General features: G+C 39.7%; 13 protein-coding genes. 10 read left to right on the top strand and 3 right to left on the bottom strand.

Annotated features, from left to right (window positions below; all coding sequences use genetic code 11):
* Positions 1–137: 137 nt before the first annotated feature.
* The 4 genes from ACZ9EE_RS11250 (at position 138) to ACZ9EE_RS11235 (ending at position 2639) form a co-directional block, all read left to right on the top strand.
* Complete coding sequence (locus tag ACZ9EE_RS11250; protein WP_476027068.1) at positions 138–296, top strand: DUF1540 domain-containing protein; 159 nt, start codon at positions 138–140, stop codon at positions 294–296.
* Positions 297–400: 104 nt separating this feature from the next.
* Positions 401–1183 (top strand): transporter substrate-binding domain-containing protein, encoded by a 783-nt coding sequence (locus tag ACZ9EE_RS11245; protein WP_476027066.1) that lies wholly within the window; start codon positions 401–403, stop codon positions 1181–1183.
* A 34-nt stretch (positions 1184–1217) separates the two neighbouring features.
* Positions 1218–1883, top strand: coding sequence for an amino acid ABC transporter permease (locus ACZ9EE_RS11240; protein WP_476027064.1), 666 nt, complete (start codon positions 1218–1220; stop codon positions 1881–1883).
* Positions 1884–1910: 27 nt separating this feature from the next.
* Positions 1911–2639, top strand: coding sequence for an amino acid ABC transporter ATP-binding protein (locus ACZ9EE_RS11235; protein WP_476032931.1), 729 nt, complete (start codon positions 1911–1913; stop codon positions 2637–2639).
* Positions 2640–2829: 190 nt separating this feature from the next.
* Here the strand turns inward: ACZ9EE_RS11235 and ACZ9EE_RS11230 are convergent, their stop codons facing one another.
* Positions 2830–3156 carry an AzlD domain-containing protein gene (locus ACZ9EE_RS11230; protein ID WP_476027062.1) on the bottom strand — a complete coding sequence of 109 codons (327 nt, stop codon included), beginning with the start codon at positions 3154–3156 and terminating at the stop codon, positions 2830–2832.
* Positions 3147–3866: an AzlC family ABC transporter permease gene (locus tag ACZ9EE_RS11225; RefSeq protein WP_476032930.1), complete on the bottom strand. Its 720-nt coding sequence runs from the start codon at positions 3864–3866 to the stop codon at positions 3147–3149. Before ACZ9EE_RS11225 ends, ACZ9EE_RS11230 begins: the two co-directional genes overlap by 10 nt.
* 110 nt (positions 3867–3976) lie before the next feature.
* On the opposite strand from ACZ9EE_RS11225, the gene ACZ9EE_RS11220 reads away from it, so the two are divergent.
* The 6 genes from ACZ9EE_RS11220 (at position 3977) to ACZ9EE_RS11195 (ending at position 9604) form a co-directional block, all read left to right on the top strand.
* Positions 3977–5362 (top strand): aminotransferase-like domain-containing protein, encoded by a 1386-nt coding sequence (locus tag ACZ9EE_RS11220; RefSeq protein WP_476027060.1) that lies wholly within the window; start codon positions 3977–3979, stop codon positions 5360–5362.
* A gap of 223 nt (positions 5363–5585) precedes the next feature.
* Positions 5586–6560 (top strand): tRNA dihydrouridine synthase, encoded by a 975-nt coding sequence (locus ACZ9EE_RS11215; RefSeq protein ID WP_476032929.1) that lies wholly within the window; start codon positions 5586–5588, stop codon positions 6558–6560.
* Positions 6561–7131: 571 nt separating this feature from the next.
* Positions 7132–7464, top strand: a complete 333-nt coding sequence (locus ACZ9EE_RS11210; RefSeq protein WP_476027058.1) for a hypothetical protein — start codon at positions 7132–7134, stop codon at positions 7462–7464.
* 309 nt (positions 7465–7773) lie between these two features.
* Positions 7774–8340 carry a DUF4256 domain-containing protein gene (locus tag ACZ9EE_RS11205; protein ID WP_476027056.1) on the top strand — a complete coding sequence of 189 codons (567 nt, stop codon included), beginning with the start codon at positions 7774–7776 and terminating at the stop codon, positions 8338–8340.
* A gap of 271 nt (positions 8341–8611) precedes the next feature.
* Positions 8612–8767 (top strand): DUF1540 domain-containing protein, encoded by a 156-nt coding sequence (locus ACZ9EE_RS11200; RefSeq protein WP_476027054.1) that lies wholly within the window; start codon positions 8612–8614, stop codon positions 8765–8767.
* A 162-nt stretch (positions 8768–8929) separates the two neighbouring features.
* On the top strand, positions 8930–9604 hold the full coding sequence (locus ACZ9EE_RS11195) for a uracil-DNA glycosylase (protein WP_476027052.1): 675 nt from the start codon (positions 8930–8932) through the stop codon (positions 9602–9604).
* Between the two features lie 137 nt (positions 9605–9741).
* On the opposite strand, the gene ACZ9EE_RS11190 is transcribed toward ACZ9EE_RS11195, so the two are convergent.
* Entirely contained in the window at positions 9742–13962 is a 4221-nt protein-coding gene (locus ACZ9EE_RS11190) for an endo-1,4-beta-xylanase (RefSeq protein ID WP_476027050.1), read from the bottom strand.
* Positions 13963–13969 lie beyond the last annotated feature (7 nt).

Genomic DNA, 13969 nt, shown 5'->3' with positions numbered 1-13969 from the left:
TCTCATATATGATGAGGGCCTTTTTTATTTATGATGATGGGACTACTTTGCAGTGGCGACGATTGTCGAAAAATCTGTTTCACCCAACTTTGCAGGGGGTATCTAAATAGAAAACCGTTTAGAGGGGGTGGCACAATATGCAATTGGATGTGAAATGTAATGTTAAAAACTGCAAGTACTGGGCTGATGGTGACCAATGTGTGGCTGACTCCATTTATGTGGTAGGCTCACACGGCAGCAGAGAGGCTGACACTGTGGAAGAAACAGCTTGCAAAACTTTCGAGCTTCGTGAATGAAAATCAGGGGACCGCTCTTCTGCTTCACAAGCAAAAGAGCAGTCCTTTTTTTAAATGCTGGAAAAGTAATGGTATAGCTTGAACGAGAGAGGAGAAAATCAAGCATGGAAAAACGATACATAATGATTCTATTGTGCTTGTTTCTAATGGGGATGCTGACTGGCTGTATCCAAAAGAACCAGTTGGCAGATGGAACAAAGCTGATCGATAAGCAGAAATTTATTTTTGCAGCTTCAGGAGAATTTAAGCCTTTTAGCTATGTTAGCAATGATGATTTATCGATGACTGGTTTCGATATTGAGGTAGGAAACGCAGTCGGAAAAGAACTCGGACTTAAACCAGTCCAGAAGAGGATGAAATTCAAAGGACTCATCGAGGGCATTAAAACGGGACGGGCAGACGCAGCTGTTGCCAGCCACACCATTAACCCACAACGCGCCAAACAAGTTGACTTTTCCACACCCTACTATTACTCAGGTCCACAGATCTTTACAAGACCTGACAGCAAGATTAAAACAGTAGATGACTTAAAAGGAAAAGAAGTTGCCGTCGCAAAGGGCTCCACCTATGCGGATATAGCCAAAAGGTATACCAGTAATATTAAAATGTATGACAGTGATATTACGGCATTAAAAGCGCTAAGTATTGGCCGGCATGACGCCGTTATTACCGATTTTGTCACTGGTAAAAGTGCAAAAAAGGAAGGGTTTAAGATTCAGGGGCAGCAGTTAATCGAGCGAAGCGAGCAGGCCATTGTAGTTCCGAAGGATAATCCAAAACTGCTCAAGCGGATTAATGATGCACTTCAAAGACTTCGTAACGATGGAACATTATCCCGAATCAGTCAAAAATATTTTGGTGAGGATATTACGAAAAAACCAGAATAATAGATTGTTATTAGAAAGAAAGGATGTTGTTATTTTGCCTAGTTTTTCTCACTTTTTACATACATTTATCAGTAGTAAAAATCTTTTCATAGATGCAGCGCTGTTGACGTTAAAGCTTACGGTTGTCTCCATTTTAATTGGGATTTTATTCGGATTATTTTTTGCTCTTTTAAAAATTTCCAGGATTAAAGTATTGGGCTATATCTCAAATGCGTACGTATTCCTTGTAAGGGGGACTCCGCTCATTGTCCAGATTTTCATTCTGTATTTTGGCTTTAGCGGAATTTTCCTCATTCCTGACTTTTGGGCAGCGGCTCTTGCGCTTGCCTTTCATAACGGTGCCTATATTGCTGAAATTTTTAGGGGGACGATTCAATCCATTGATAAAGGGCAAATGGAAGCGGCACGCTCTCTCGGCATGACCAGAATACTAGCAATGCGCCGTATCATTCTTCCACAGGCTTTCAAGAGGGCACTGCCTCCCCTTGGAAACCAATTTATTATTGGACTTAAGGATTCATCTCTTGCAGCCTTTATTTCCATGAATGAACTGTTCAATGTTTCGACAACACTGGGTTCCAATAATTTCGATGAAATGACCTACTTGTTAATAGTAGCCGTTTATTATCTAGTACTTGTTGCGATATTAACGATACTGGTGAGCCTGTTCGAAAAGAGATTGGCAGTTAGTGATCGATAGGAGGACGACAAAGTGAATGAACGAGAAATGATAAAAATAGAAAACTTACATAAATCTTATGGCAGTTTACATGTATTAAAAGATATAAACATGTCCGTGTATGAAAGTGAAGTTGTCTGCTTGGTCGGAGCATCTGGCTCTGGTAAAAGTACGCTGCTGCGATGCCTGAACTTTTTAGAAAAGAAGGAAGGTGGGAGAATTTCAATCAACGGGGAAGAGATTAGCCCGGAAACCCACAATATTAATAATATCCGCCAAACGGTGGGGATGGTTTTCCAGCACTTTAATCTATTCCCGCATAAGACCGTCCTTGAAAATGTCATTGAAGCACCGATTATGGTAAAGAAAATCCCAAAAGACCAGGCGATTGCTGAAGCAAAGGAGTTGCTTCAAAAGGTGGGTCTTCTTGATAAGGCGAATATTTATCCTAGCAAATTGTCAGGCGGTCAAAAGCAGCGTGTGGCAATTGCCAGGTCGCTGGCGATGAAACCTGATATCATGCTTTTTGATGAACCGACATCTGCACTTGATCCGCAGCTTATTGGTGAGGTATTGGCAACCATGAAGGAGTTAGCCGATGAAGGAATGACCATGGTAGTGGTTACGCATGAAATGGGCTTCGCACGTGAGGTGGCTGATTGGATTGTCTTCATGGACGATGGTAGAATTATCGAAAGAAATCGGCCAAATGAATTCTTTGATCATCCTAAAGAGCAACGTACAAAAGAATTCCTCCAAGCAACCATGTTAAAGTAAAAAAACTAAAGCTCTGATATCGATGATTGAGCTTAATCTGAATAAAGGTTAACGTCCAAGATGTTGGGAATATAACGAAGAGGGGCTCACGAAGTATTGAAAAATAACTTTGTGAACCCCTCTTCACTTTTTTGAAGACCGATACTGCTAGTATGCTTATTACAAAACTGCATTAACAGCCTTTACCAATTTAAAATATAAAACGCAATACCATGATAGATAGGATTCCAGCTACAACAGTTCCTAATAAACTGCGTGTTACAATCGCAATCATAAAAGCAGGCATCGCGGCGATTAGTTCAAGATTTTTTTGCAAAGGTTCCAATTTTCCGTTTGGCATTAGTAATTCTTGCCCCACTAAGGCAGCCATAACGGCAATGGGAACGTAGTTCAACCACCGCATAGCCCATTCTGGCAGTTCCACACGACTTAAGATAGCAATTGGAAGTACTCTTGGAATGAATGTTACAAGGGCTGATCCTAAAATAATTAAAAAGATTGACCATCTTACTTCCATTTTTCCACCACCATTCCTACGCTAGAGGCAATGATTGTCGCCACAATAACACCTACACTTCCAGATGCTACTAAACTTACCCCTACAACAATGGCAACAGCAGTTAGTGCAACAAGAATATCTTTCATCCATTTTCTTCGGCTGAACATTTGCAGAACAAGCAGGCCGATAAACATTCCCGGCAATGCAAAATCAAGACCGAACTTTTCCGGATTGGAAATCCATTCTCCAAAAAATGCTCCTGCAATATTAGCAATAAACCAATTCAAATAAGCAGTTATATTTAGTCCATGCATCCATTTTTCGCTAAGCCATTTTTTACTTGCTGCTTCATTCATTGCTACACCAAATGTTTCATCAGTAAGTAAAGATCCGATGAATATATTCTTGCCTGTTGTTAGATGACGGAAATAAGGCGATATAGCCGCGCTCATTAAAAGATGACGGAGGTTAATGAAGAAAATAGTAAAAATAATCGCTAGAGTCGGACTATTAGCTCCAATCATCGCGGCAGCAATAAATTGACCAGAACCAGCGTATAAAAGTAAGGATATGAGTCCAATTTCAACAATCGTAAGCCCTGCTGTTTTTTCCACAACACCGGCCGCAAAGCCAATACTTAAGTAACCAAGTACAGTGGGCAGACAATCCCGTACACCGGCAAGGAAGCCGCTTTCTTCCCGCAAAAACGTGTTATCACTGATGTTCAAATCTTTCACCCACTTATAAGAATTTGTATGTAAATTTACTTTATCATCCCTATTGTATGGCTTCAATGATATAATTGTATGCAATACAATTTTTCCCGGGAGGGTGTTATATGCCAGTTAATTCGTTTGAAAATTATCCTATGTCGTGGAAGCCGGATAAAAAACAGCTTGCTCCTCCATTGTATCGATCGATTGCCAGTTTACTGGAATATGATATTCTCAACGGCTTTCTAGCACCCAATACGAAACTTCCTCCTCAGCGAGAAATAGCAGACTATCTTGATATTAATCTCAGCACTGTCACAAGGGCATTTAAAATATGCGAAGTGAAAGGATTCATATATGCCGTTACCGGAAGGGGAACCTTTGTTACTCCCAATATAAAAAATGCTATTTTTATGGCGGACAGTGATGAGAATAAGAATTATATAGAGATGGGGATCATTAAGCCCCTCGACAGCACAAACGCATTCGTCGCACAGGCGATTAAAAGCATTGCCGCCAAAGATTACCTTGAAAATTTATTAGATTACAGACACCCTTTGGGTATGCCTTATCATCGAATGGCAGCTAAAAAGTGGATGCAGCGCTTTAACATGGATGTACCGATTGAAAATATAGCGATCACTTCGGGAGGGCAAAATTCATTTTCACTTATTCTAATGGCCTTGTTTCATCCGGGAGATAAAATAGCGGTCGATATCTATACTTATCCTAATTTTATTGAACTGGCTAAAATATTGAATATCCAATTAATCCCTATTGAGGGGGATGAGTTTGGCATGAATCCGGAGAGATTAGATGCTGTCTGCAGAATAAATGCATTGCAGGGAATTTATTTAAGTCCCTCCTGCAATAATCCTACTGCAGTATCAATGAATATGAACCGCAGAAAGGAAATAGCAGAAGTTATTAATAAACACGGGCTTATTTTAATAGAGGATGACGTATACTCTTTCCTGGCACCAAATGGCTATTTCCCAATTTCACATTTTGTACCGGAAAGGTTTGTTTATATCCTGAGTATTGCCAAATCACTCAGCTCTGGTATCCGAGTTGCATTTATCGCTTACGCTAATCCGTTTGTTGAAAAAATCACCTATGGAATTTTCAATCTCAACGTAAAAACATCTGCCTTAAATGCAGAAATTATAACAGAATTAATTAATACAGGGGCTGCTGAACAAATCATTAGGAAAAAGCGGGAAATTTCGCAAGAACGGAACCGGATTTACCAGAAATATTTTAAAATCAATCATCCGAGCGAAAACCTGATTAGTTTCTTTCGCTGGTTACCATTGCATAAAGAATGGCAGCTAAACCAGTTTGAGCAGATTGCTTTGAACCAGGGAATCCATGTTTATCATTCTCATCGTTTCTTGGTCAAAAAAGCTGAATCTCCTCAATTTATTCGTATTTCACTAACATCTCCTAAGGACTCCGTTGAATTGGAGAAAGGGCTTTGCATCCTAAAAAGATTTTTGCTAGAGTCGTAAATATGTGGTCACCAGCATTTCCTGTGTTACCATATATACTCTGGGCAGGTTAAAGCTGTTACGAGCTTATGTTAAAGTAAGCAGAACCGTAAATGTTTTTGATGGTTTGATAAAAAGTGCTTATCCGTGATATAAGTGTAAAAGAAGCAGTGACAATCTGCTTTTTAATTTTGGGACAAGAAGCTAGCTTGATATCCCGTAATGAGAGGATTTGAAATTGGAAATGATAGATAATTTTTGGCGTGATTTACCACGACCATTTTTTATATTAGCACCAATGGAAGAAGTGACGGATGTTGTTTTTCGCCATGTAGTAAGCGCGGCAGCCAGACCAGATGTGTATTTTACAGAGTTTACAAATTCGGAGAGTTATTGTCACCCAGAGGGGAAACAAAGTGTGAAGGGGCGTTTGACTTTTACAGAGGATGAACAACCCATTGTGGCCCATATTTGGGGAGATAAACCTGAATACTTTCAGCAAATGAGTATTGGTATGGCGGAACTTGGTTTTAAGGGTATCGATATCAATATGGGCTGTCCTGTCCCTAATGTGACACAACACGGAAAGGGAAGTGGCCTTATCCTGCGTCCAGAAGTTGCAGCAGATTTAATTCAAGCAGCAAAAGCAGGAGGATTGCCAGTAAGTGTAAAGACAAGACTTGGATTCTCGGAGGTCGACGAATGGCGCGACTGGCTGACACACATATTGAAACAAGATATTGCTAATCTTTCCATCCATCTGCGTACTAGAAAGGAAATGAGCAAAGTAGATGCTCATTGGGAACTAATCCCGGAAATTAAGAAACTTCGAGATCAGGTAGCACCAGATACACTCTTGACGATCAATGGGGATATTCCTGACCGTCAAACTGGCTTGAAGCTTGCTCATCAATATGGTATTGATGGGGTTATGATTGGGCGTGGTATTTTCCATAATCCTTTTGCCTTTGAAAAAGAACCGAAAGATCATAGTAGTAAGGAATTGCTGGATCTCTTAAGGTTGCATTTAGATCTCCATGATAAATATTCAAGTTTAGGGCTGCGTCCGTACACTGCTCTTCATCGCTTTTTTAAGATATATGTCAAAGGATTTCGAGGAGCTAGTGAATTAAGAAATCAATTAATGAATACAAAGTCAACAGATGAAGTTCGTGCATTGCTTGATAACTTTTCAAACAATCTTGATGGAATAGTTTAACAGTAAAAATATTAATTGAAGGTCTCCTATTATTTGCCGAACTACAATAATAGTGATTGCTCTTGGTAAGAAACAGTTCAATAAGACATTTTGATAAAAAAGCCTGTATCGAGATCACCAAGTAATTGTCGTCGATACAGGCTATTTATTTTATGTTCACATAATTGTAGAAAAGCTTTTGAAAAGACTAAATTTATATGAAATCTAATGTGATATTATTTTATTAGGAGGAGGTAGCAAAATGGATATATGACAATAAAAATAATTACTTTTTCACATTATGACGTTTCTTTTCTTCATCATTTTCCCCATCCAAACTGATGTTTTTATGAAGCCCTCGAAGAATATATACAACCTTTAATGATGCAAACGTTTATGAACCATCTTCTTATTGAATCTTCACAAAGTTCTCCTTAAACACCCATTTCTTACATGTTATTTTCAAGAGAATTGTTTAAAAAAAAATAGACTTGAAAGGATAGGGGTAAACCATTTAAACATATTATCAATATAAGTTTCCTAAGACTATTTATTTCTGATAAGTTAATTTAGATTTGAAGGAGGATAAATAATGGGCCACGATATATCGGGATACAATAAAGCAGGAAAAGAAATTGCCTATGCGCGTTTTAGCATGGGGAATTATAATGCTACCATACTGTATAATGTACTAGATGCAAATAATTACTATGCAGGAGTTAGTGGATCAGGCGGTAGTTCTACCTTCTCAATACAACAAATTGAAAAGGCTATGAATGCCTACAAGCAATTCTATAAAAATGGTGATTCTTCTTTGGCAAAAAAGGAGTTCTTCGCTTGGGACCAAAAACAAATCCTGAATTTTATACAAAATTGTTTAGCGACAGCAAAACTAGAAGGGAGTGTAAGGATTTATTTTGGCTAATACTTTAGGACTGTTTCTCTACAATCTTCAATTTTGCTGCGCTCTACACCTCTAAAGAAGCAATTACCTTCGTATGTAACAATTTCCCTTACCTTTCCAGATAATCTTATGAATTTCCTTTTATCCTCTAAAAAAACCTCTACTAAATTTAAACATTTATTATGTATCGACAAAATGAAGAAGGTATAAGAAAATAGTAGATGAAGTAGCCTAATAATAACCATTTCTGAAAAGGAAGCTAATTCTTTCGGGCAAATGAAGTGATCTGAAAAAGGTAGTTCTAAACATATTATACGAAGAGGTCTTAGTATGGAAAATGTTAAAAGGAAATTGTCATCAGAACAACGTGAAGAAATACTCAAAACATTAAAAGCGCGTTTTGAGAAAAAAATGAACCGCCATAAAGGACTTGAATGGGCTAACATACAAGCAAAGCTAGAAGCTAATCCTGAAAAACTGTGGTCGCTTCATGAGATGGAAAGGACTGGCGGTGAACCGGATCTTATTATTCATGATGATCAGGCGGGCGAATACATCTTTTATGATTGTTCAGCAGAAAGTCCTAAAGGCCGCAGAAGTGTTTGTTACGACCGTGAAGCGCTGGAGTCAAGGAAACAACACAAACCACAAAACAGCGCTATCAATATGGCTGCTGAAATGGGCATTGAGATGTTAACGGAAGAGCAATACCGAGGGCTGCAGAAACTTGGAAGTTTCGATAATAAAACATCAAGTTGGGTGAAAACACCTGCTAATATTAGAAAACTCGGTGGGGCCATCTTTTGTGACCGTCGCTATGACACTGTCTTCGTGTACCACAATGGAGCAGAATCCTACTATGCGGCCAGAGGTTTCCGTGGCGCGCTTAGGATCTAATTTTTGAGAGAAGCGCACCAAGGAAATAGGCAACTTTTAGTTAAACAGCAAGTAAGTGGTCAGATATAATAAAAAAGGGATAGTAGAGCATAATTATTCTGCCCAACTATCCTTTTCACTTCTTTCTGTAAAAAATTTCAACCAGTTTCGTAGTCTGCTTCCTATTTACGAGATAGATACTAGCCACGATCAGTACGATTCCTAAAAATGTTTACTTCATTTCCTGACAGGGTATTTGATGAGTAAAACGTTTTTAAGGAGGTGGCAAGTGATGGATTTAGAGGTAAAGTGCAACGTTAAAAATTGTAAGTATTGGGCAAAAGGTGACCAATGCATTGCTGACTCCATTTATGTGATTGGTCTTAACGGCAGCGAAGTAGCTTCTAATGTGGACGAAACAGCTTGCAAAACTTTTGAAGAACGTTAATAGATTCTAAACACGAGTAAAAAAGGCAGATCACTATATGTGACTGCCTATTTCTATTCTTTCATTCAACCAATTAAGGAAAAAATGTTTTTGACATTGATAACTCCTTCTACCGGTATTTATAATAAATAGACAACCCAAAATGAAACGAGTGTTTTTGAAATGACCATTTTAAAAAATGACTGGGCTCCTTTATTAGAAGGGGAATTCACAGAAAGCTATTATTTGCGTTTGCGGCAGATACTAAAGGAAGAATACCAAAACAAAGTAATTTATCCTGATAGGCATGATATATACAATGCACTCCAGTTTACTTCATTTGAGGATACCAAAGTGGTGATTATCGGTCAGGATCCCTATCATGGACAAGGGCAGGCTCATGGACTTAGTTTTTCCGTCAAGCCAGGGGTATCCATTCCGCCTTCTTTGAAAAATATTTATAAAGAATTGCATGCTGATATAGGCTGCGAGATACCAAATCATGGATGCCTAACGGAATGGACGAAGCAGGGGGTGCTGCTGCTTAATGCTGTGCTCACGGTTCAGGCGGGAAAACCCAACTCGCATAAAGGATTAGGCTGGGAAAGGTTTACTGATAAAGTCATAGAAATCTTAAATGAACGAAAGACACCTGTGGTCTTTATCTTGTGGGGAAGATTTGCACAGCAAAAGGAACAGCTGATTACCTCACCATGGCATTTTATTATAAAATCACCGCATCCGAGTCCATTTTCTGCCCACAGTGGTTTCTTTGGCAGCAAGCCATTTTTCCGGACAAATGAGTTCTTACGCCAAATAGGGCATAAGGAGATTGACTGGACAATCTCTAATATTTAGGTACAAAGTCTAATGGTGAAATTGAAATTTTGTTTGAATGACTGATTAAGTTACTCACGTTTAGCTAACTTAACAAAATATAAGTCAAAAAAATACCCTGAATGGTGCACATTCAGGGTATTTCGGCATTTTAAATATTATTTAGATTGATCATGTGGAACAGTAACAGTAACACTCTTAGTTGTTACATTACCAGCTTTATCAGTTGCCGTAAAAGTAATCGTGTATACACGGCCATTACCAGTTGCTAATCTGTCTGCACGAAGAGCAAAGGAAGCTGTAGAGCCAGTAATAGGTGTATTCAATTTGGCATTCTGAATATCATCAGCTTGAAGCTTCTCATTGCTTGTAATGGAAGTTAACACAACTGAGTCAATTCCTGATGCGGCATCTGCTGAACTAATAGTAGCGGTAACTGGCACCATCTTATGATTAGGTGACGATATTGTTGTTTTGTCTAGAGTAATCTTTAACGTTGGTGCGGTCTTGTCAATTTTGACCGTCGCTGTATGTTGCGCTTCGGTATTTCCAGCGTTGTCTACACTCCAATAAGTGATTGTATGGACACCCTCATCAGAAATAGTGATTGATTTTCCAGTTTGTTGGGCACCGTTATCGACTTTGTAGTAAGTAGCTTTAACACCAGAACCATTATCAGTTGCTGTCAGTTCAACCTTAGCATCTTTATTCAACCAATTTGTTGGCGCATTATCAGTTGTAGCAGGTGCAGTCTTGTCAATTTTGACTGTCACTGTATGTTGCGCTTCGATGTTTCCAGCGTTGTCTACACTCCAATAAGTAATCGTGTGAATACCCTCATCAGAAATAGCGATCGAATTTCCAGTTTGTTGGTCACCGTTATCAACTTTGTAGTAAGTAGCTTTAACACCAGAACCATTATCAGTTGCTGTAAAATTAACCTTAACATCTTTATTAACCCAATCTATTGGTGAGTTATCAGTTGTAACAGGTGCAGCGTTGTCAACAAGTGTTAGGACGCCAAATACTGATGTATCTTGATATCCATTACCAGTAGTGTCGTTCCAGGTAGCAGCGCTTTGACGGGCACCATCTTTACCGTCATTGATCTGTGAATCAAAACCGATTTTCGTGTTGTGTTGTGGAGTAATGGTTTTGAACGGGATCTTCATTTCAACGACGTAGCTATTACCCGATACTTTGGTTTTAGATTCGAAACCATTGGCAATGCTTCCAGGGTTGAAGGATGTCTCATTGTCAAAGTTTACTCGATATTGTCCGTCTCCATTTTCGTAAGAAGCTGTTTTTGCATTATTCTCGTCAACAAAGACTTCGACTGAATCCTGCTCCCATGGATTAGGGCTTGATTTGTCGAGCTGGGAGTCGCTCACCTGCGTTAAAATATACAGGTTTTCTTTATCCCAAAGAACCTTGGATGTACCGTTTGCCCCTTGCCAAGCCTGTAGATATTGATTAATTGGAAGTGCTGGTGCATTATTCCAAATATCATCTACTGTTCCATCAATGACCGGGGTGCCAAATAAAGCAGTGCCTTGTTTAGCCACTTTTACTTGAGGCGCATGGTCTGCGATAAATTTATCCGGATTGATAACCGCATAGTAAGCAGGCTTCGCTTGCAAGTTTTTATCAAAAATAAGCGGATTTTGCGCAGCTCTCCAGCTCGTCGCATCATTTAGTCCCCAGAAGGTCACGCGCCCGATGTGACTAGCGTGATCTTTGTAAATCTTAAACAATTGCGCGTATAGATAAGCCTGATCATTTGCTTGCTTTTCAGTAAGTTGGCTGTTGCTGCCGGCTGTAACATCAAGCTCGGAAATACTTACTTGAACACCTAAAGATATAAACTTTTCCATCGACGCTTGAACGTTTGCAGGATTGGTGTTTAAGTTATAGTGCGATTGCATACCGATACCATCGATTAGAAGTTTCCCAGGGTGAGTTTGTGCATATTTATCGTTGATATCTTTGACCATGTTAAAAATAGCTTGTGCTTTGTTCTGATTATCTTCATTGTAATCATTGTAATAAAGCTTAATATTCCAGCCATGTTCGTCGACTACTTTTCTAGCTTCTAAGAAGGCCTGCTCAACGAAGTCCGGTCCAATCGCTTTATACCATCCGGATTGACGAAGGTTTGCTTGCCAATCTGCTGGGTTTGTTATGCCATCATTAATCGCTTCGTTGACAACATCCCATGAAACGACCTTGTTACCATAATGCTCAACGACTGTGTCAATATGTCTTCTTAAATTGGCTAATGCTAAATCACGACTTAATGGTTGTCCATTGTCATCAGAATACAACCATGTTGGGGTTTGCTGGTGCCAAACAAGGACGTGTCCATGCAACTTTAGGCCTGCAGCTGCAATTTTGTTAACGAGCGCATCCTCATCGGTAAAGTCAAATTGTCTGTTCGCATTATACACTCCATCCGGTTTCATTGCGTTTTCTGCTGTGACAATATTGAAATGCTTTTTGAGAAGGTCGCCTCTAACACCATCCAAGTCTGCTAATGATACAGCATTTCCGATTAAGAAATCATTTTTATAGACATCTTTTATCGGAGTTAAATCTTGGATTGTAACCGGAGCTGAACCAGTAGGTTCAAAGGTGACGTCGTCAATATAGAAAGATGCGGTAGCGTTATTTGAGCTTTCTACATAAATCGTCAAATTTTCGTCACCTGCAGTGGTATAACGATAAGTGCCTTCTAGCTTAACCCAGCCGTCTGCTTTATTGATTGTTTTCCCTTGAAGGTTATTGTAGCTGGCAGCTCCGCCAGTGCCTACCTGTGTGGAAAGCTGAAGCTGTGAGCTTTCTGGTGAAATCAGCTTAACCCATGCCGAAATCTTATATTCTTTTCCAAGGTCAATGTACTTCTCTACATGTAGTGATGGACCATTCCAGGCTTGTGTCCTGCCATCAACTTTGAGAGCGTAAGAACCGCCGGAAGTATGGTTGTCTTCATTAGTTACATTAAGCGTTTCAGTACCAGCTCTGCCCTCGAAGCCTCCTGTTTTTTGATCTTCAAAGGTAATTGGGTTGAAGGTTTGTGCTGGTGATCTTGTTGTATCTACAGGAGGAGTAGGTGCGGCGACCTTCTCTGTAATCAGGATATCTCCGATGTAGAATGGAACTGTTTTACCTGCGTCGTTAGATTGAATTCTTAGTGCAGAATCTTTGCTTGTATCAACGGTGTAATCACCCGTTAAAGTAAAAGCTTGTCCAGTCTTATAATCGGCTGCTACATACAAGCCGCTATAGCTGTTCACATTCTGAAGTAAAGCTTGTGCACCCGAAGGAACGCTTACGGTAGTATCAACATATCCTTTGACTGTAATCGTATATTTCTTTCCATTTTGCATGCCGACTTTGCTGAAAGGGATATCCACGCTATCCCAGTTGTTCACTCTACCACTTACAGAGATTGCTTTTCCATCAGCGTTGCCATCAAAAACCTTTCCGGAAACTGCTTCTATTTGCGGGTTGCCTGCTTTTGTTGCAACACCTAAACCACTTTCAAAGGTTTCGTGAAAGACCGTTTGCGTTTGGTCTCCGGTTGTTGGAGGAGTCGTAGGTTCAGGTACCGGTCCGCCAACCCAGCCTGCAATTGTTGCTAAATCAGCATCTAATACATAGTAACGACCCTTTTCGTAATCCCCAGTACTAGGGGTTCCAACTTTAAATGCATACTTGATGCCGTTGGTTTTAGCAACATCCTTTACAGTCGCATTAAAAGAACCGTATGGGTAGGCTAAAAGGACAGGGGCTTTACCTGTCAATTTTGTTAAGTAATCATTCGCTGTGACAATTTCATCAGTCGCTTGTTGAGTGGTCATACTGCTAGTACCAGCAGCACCATTTCCCCAAATTTTTTCGTCATGAGTTTTGGAGTGATTCTCAATACTCACACTAGGTTCGTTCACTAAACTTTGCAACTGTGCTAGTGACATGCTATAACCGCCGCCAATCCAGCTGCTGACAACAAACAGAACGGATTTCATGTTATATTGCTTCAGTACCGGAAGAGCAGTGGTAACGAAGTCAGGAGTAGCATCGTCAAAGGTTAATAAAACAGCCTTCGCAGGAGCCGTTGCAGTTCCTTGCATGATGCTCACATATTCATCTGCTGATAGCGTGGTATAACCATTGTCATGAAGGTACTTCATGGCCTGGTTAAAATGGTCAATACTGGTATCCGTCCATTGATTGGTAGGAGTTTGAACAATCCGATGATACAAAAGAACGGGAATATCTGCGTTTGTCGCTGCCTTTGCAACATGTCCAATCCAGCCTGTCGGAATTACTAAAAAGGCTACAAGAAGTAATGAAATAAATCTTTTGAACTTTCCTATCATTTTCTAC

It is taken from the genome of Bacillus sp. URHA0034 (assembly GCF_056280405.1).
This window is presented reverse-complemented; position numbering and strand designations above follow the sequence as displayed.